The 4,171-nt window shown below is 71.9% G+C and carries 3 protein-coding genes; 2 read left to right on the top strand and 1 reads right to left on the bottom strand.

Annotated features, from left to right (window positions below):
- Positions 1–107: 107 nt before the first annotated feature.
- The gene (locus ACFW9D_RS05355) at positions 108–1,211 is read right to left on the bottom strand and encodes an agmatine/peptidylarginine deiminase (protein ID WP_384618071.1); all 1,104 of its coding nucleotides are present in this window, start codon (positions 1,209–1,211) and stop codon (positions 108–110) included.
- 382 nt (positions 1,212–1,593) lie between these two features.
- Here ACFW9D_RS05355 and ACFW9D_RS05350 point away from each other — a divergent pair, with 382 nt between their 5' ends.
- Both ACFW9D_RS05350 and ACFW9D_RS05345 read left to right on the top strand, forming a co-directional pair.
- Positions 1,594–3,246, top strand: a complete 1,653-nt coding sequence (locus ACFW9D_RS05350; protein WP_384618030.1) for a serine/threonine-protein kinase — start codon at positions 1,594–1,596, stop codon at positions 3,244–3,246.
- A gap of 131 nt (positions 3,247–3,377) precedes the next feature.
- The gene (locus tag ACFW9D_RS05345) at positions 3,378–4,043 is read left to right on the top strand and encodes an MSMEG_1061 family FMN-dependent PPOX-type flavoprotein (RefSeq protein WP_384618027.1); all 666 of its coding nucleotides are present in this window, start codon (positions 3,378–3,380) and stop codon (positions 4,041–4,043) included.
- Positions 4,044–4,171: the final 128 nt, after the last annotated feature.

Genomic DNA, 4,171 nt, shown 5'->3' with positions numbered 1-4,171 from the left:
GTCAGGGGGGCGGGGCCGCAACACGGCTACCCTCTCCCGGCCCCCCGCGGGGGGGGGGGCGCCCGGGCACAGGCCCGCCCCCCGCGGCCCCGGGGCTGTTCTCCGGATCAGTCGACCGGCTTGCCGGGCTCGTCGTGCGTGGAGCAGTGGATGCCGCCGCCCCCGGAGGCGATGGTGTCGATGTTGACCTGCACGATGTCGCGCTTGGGGAAGTGCTCCTGGAGGATGCTCCTGGCGCGCTTGTCGGCCTTGCGGTCACCGAACTTGGGGATGAACACCGAGTCGTTGGCGACGTAGAAGTTGGCGTACGTCGACACGAAGTCGTCGCCCTCGCCGGTGATCTCGTACAGGTCGGGCTGCGGCAGATCGATGATCTCGAAGGGCCGGCCCTTCGCGTCGGTCGCCTCGCTGAGCACGGCCCTGGCCTGGTCGGCGGCGCGGGACCAGGAGTCGGCGGGGGTGTCGGGGTGCGCCTGGTCGAGCAGGACCACGCCGGGCGCGGTGAAGCGTACGAGGCTGTCCACGTGGGCGTCGGTGATGTCCTGGCCGCGTACGCCCTTCAGCCAGATGACCTTCTTGACGCCCAGGGTCTTCTTGAGCTCGGCCTCGATCTGGTCCCGGCTCTTTCCGGGATTGCGGTTGTCGTTGACGATCGAGCTCTCCGTGATGAGGAGAGTGCCCTCGCCGTCGGTCTCGAAGGAGCCGCCCTCCGCGACCAGGGGTGCCTTCCTGCGCGGGATGTCGTACTCGGCCAGGAGCGTGCGGCCCACCTTGCCGTCGTTGGCGTGGGTCTGCTTGTCGCCCCAGCCGTTGAAGTTGAAGTCGACGCCCGTGACCTTCCCGCCGTCCTCCACGAAGACGGGCACCGTGTCGCGGGCCCACAGGTCGTCGACGGCCAGGGGGATGACCTCGACGTCGCGGCCGCAGGCCTTCTGGGCGGCCTTCTGCTGGTCGGGCCGCGCCATCATCACGACGTACTCGTAATCGGCGATGGAGCGGGCGATGCGCGCGATGTCCTCGCGCACGTACGGGAGGTCCTCGCCCCATACGGACTCCAGGGCGGGCCACGACATGAAGGTGCGTGCGTGACTTTCCCACTCGGCACCCATGCGCAGCTCCTTGTCCGCCGTGTCCTGGTCGCCGGTGCTCATCAGATCGTCGGGGCCGCAGGCCGAGGCGCCGAGCACGACGGCGCCGATGCCGCCGAGCATGCGCAGGGCCGAGCGGCGGGTGGGGAGGAGAGGAGGCACGGTGAGCTCCGATCGTGGTGGGGTCAACGTATGCGTCCGAGGGGAGTGGCGCCCGGCTCGCGTGGCGAGTGAGTGACGCGCCACGGACGACGAGCGTCACGGGTCGGGACGCGGAGAGAACCGTTCGGTGGCTCGACTCTGGCACAGACTGAAAATTCAGTCAAAGATGAGAGGGCGGTCGCGAGTGCCCGCTGCCCTAATTGCCCAAAATGAGCGCATCAGGTGATCCATCATGCCTAGTGGAAGGCCCATCGGCGGGATTGACTGAAACTTCAGGAACGGGCACGATCGCTCTCCGAAGCGGCTCTCAGGCCGCCGCGCCCTTCGCCGAAAGAGTCACCGCATGTCCGCTCAGCCTCCCGGGGCGCAGCTCGCCCACGTCCCCCTGTCGGCCGACGATCCTCGCGAGATCGGCGGCTACCGTCTGCGCGCCCGGCTCGGCGCCGGAGGCATGGGGATCGTGTACCTGGCCCATACGCCGGGCGGGCGGCCCATCGCCCTGAAGGCGGTGCGGGGCGAGTTCGCCGCCGACCCGGAGTTCCGCCGGCGTTTCGCCGACGAGGTGGCGAGCGCCCGGCGCATCCACGGCCTGTTCACCGCCCAGGTGGTCGACTCGGGCGTCGACGCACCCACGCCCTGGCTCGCCACCGCCTACGTACCCGGGCCCTCCCTGCAGCAGGTCGTGGAGCGACACGGCCCGCTGCCGGCGCGCACGGTGCTGCTGCTCGTGGCCGGGGTGGCCGAGGCGCTGCAGGCCATCCACGCGGCGGGGGTCGTGCACCGCGACCTCAAGCCCGCGAACGTGCTCGTCGCCGAGGACGGCCCTCGCGTCATCGACTTCGGCATCGCCCGCGCCGCCGACGCCGGCGGCCTGACCGGCACCGGGCTGCGCATCGGCACGGCCGCCTACATGGCGCCCGAGCAGGCGCAGGGGCTTGTGGTCACCTCGGCGACCGACGTGTTCGCTCTCGGCTCGCTCGCCGCGTACGTGGCCGGGGGCGTGCCGCCCTTCGGGGGCGGGCCCGAGTCCGGGGCGCTGTACCGCGTGGTCCACGAGGAGCCGGACCTCTCCTGCGTTCCGCCGGACCTCTACGACCTGCTGCGGTGCTGTCTGGCCAAGCGCCCGGAGGACCGGCCGGTCCCGGGCGAGCTGATCGACGCCGTGCGCGCCCATCCCGCGGTGGGCGGGCGCCCGGAGTTCACCGACGGCTGGCTCCCGCGCGGGGTCAGCAGCGAGATCGCGGCCCATGGCGAGCCGCTCGGACAAGACGGGGCGTCCTGGCCGGAACAGGTTCACGCCCAGCCGACGCTCGCCGTCGTCACGCCGACACCCACGGCCCTCGCCGGGCCCGACCCGGACGGCGGCGAACGGTCCGCTCCCGCCCGGCGCCGGCCACGCCGCGGTCGGCGGGGGCTCGCCGTCGTACTGGTGGCCGCCGCTGTTCTCGTGGCCCTCGGAGGTGCGGGGTACTACGTCCAGGAGCGCCGGGAAGGCGCCCGCCACGACGCCTCGGACGCCTCGGGTGCCTCCGGGGCCTCCGGGGCCTCTGATGGACACCGCACCCCTTCGCCCCGCCCGTCGGTCTCGTCCTCGTCCTCGACCTCGTCCTCGTCCGAGCCCGTGTACGTCCCCGACTACCAGGACGCCGAACTCACCGCCCCCGACCCCGACTACGAGTTCGACCTCTCGGCCGGGAAGGTCGTCCCGGCCGAGACCGCGGACTGGTATCTGGAGGTGGCCGACGGCGAGTTCGTGCTGCCCGAGGACAGTGACGCGTTCGTGGCCGCCGGATACGTGCTGAGTCCCGCCGACTGCGTACGGGGCATCGAGCGGGAGCCGGTGACCGAGCTGCCCTATGACGAGCTGGCGGACGAGCGCCCCTTCTGTGTCCGCAGCCCGGACGGGAAGAACCTCGTCATCGTGCGGCTCATCGAGGCGGTGCCCGGTGAGGGGCCCGTCACCGTCGTCATGAGCCGTCACCGCGAAGGCGGCTGACGCTGTGGGTTTCGCCGGAATGTGATGATCAGGCGGTCAAGACCCGCGGGGTCGGCACGTGTGGCCCCGCCATGTCCTCGCCCTCGCCGACCGAGATCGATAACAGGTCGGCCCTTTCAAGGTCCGGAGCCATGACAGCACCTGCGCCTCTTGCCCTCACCGCCTTCGACTCGCTCCGTCTCGACGCCGTGTCCGACCCGGAGACCCTGCGCCGGGCCTATGCCCTCCCGAGCGACGCGGCCGTGCGCAAGCAGATGACCGAACTCACGGAACAGACCCGGAAGTTGATCCACTGTGCGTCGCTGGTCCTGGTCGCCAGTGCGGACGCCGAGGGCAACTGCGACGTCTCCCCGCGCGGCGGCCCGGCCGGATTCGTCTCCGTCCTGGACGCGCGGACGGTGGCGATACCGGACGCGACCGGCAACAAGCGTCTGGACACCCTGCAGAACGTGATCGCCACCGGGCGGGCCGGGCTGCTGTTCGTCATCCCGGGACGCACCACGACGCTCAGGGTGAACGGCCGGGCGTGCGTCTCCACCCGTCCGGAGCTGCTGTCGCAGCTGACCGCCGTCGGGAAGCCGCCGGCCAGCGCGCTCGTCGTGGGGATCGAGGAGGTCTACCCGCACTGCCCCAAATCGCTCCTGCGCAGCGGTGCCTGGAAGCCGGAGGAGTGGCTGGCAGCCGATGCCCAGCCGACCTCCGCCGAGGTGACCCTGGCGCAGCTGCGGATGCCGGAGCTGACGATCGCCGACGTCGAGCAGGCGGAGGCGGACTCCCTGAAGTACCGGTACGAGTGATCATCGGTCCCCCCGGTAGTGGCCGACCCGGCGGCGGCGGGGGCCCCCGGGGTGGGGGCGCCCCGGCGCCGGCGGGGGGGCCGCGGGGCGGCCCCGGGGCGGGGGCCGGGGGAGGTGAATGTTGTAGA

The sequence above is a fragment of the Streptomyces sp. NPDC059524 genome (assembly GCF_042749255.1).
Lineage (GTDB): Bacteria > Actinomycetota > Actinomycetes > Streptomycetales > Streptomycetaceae > Streptomyces > Streptomyces xanthii.
This window is presented reverse-complemented; position numbering and strand designations above follow the sequence as displayed.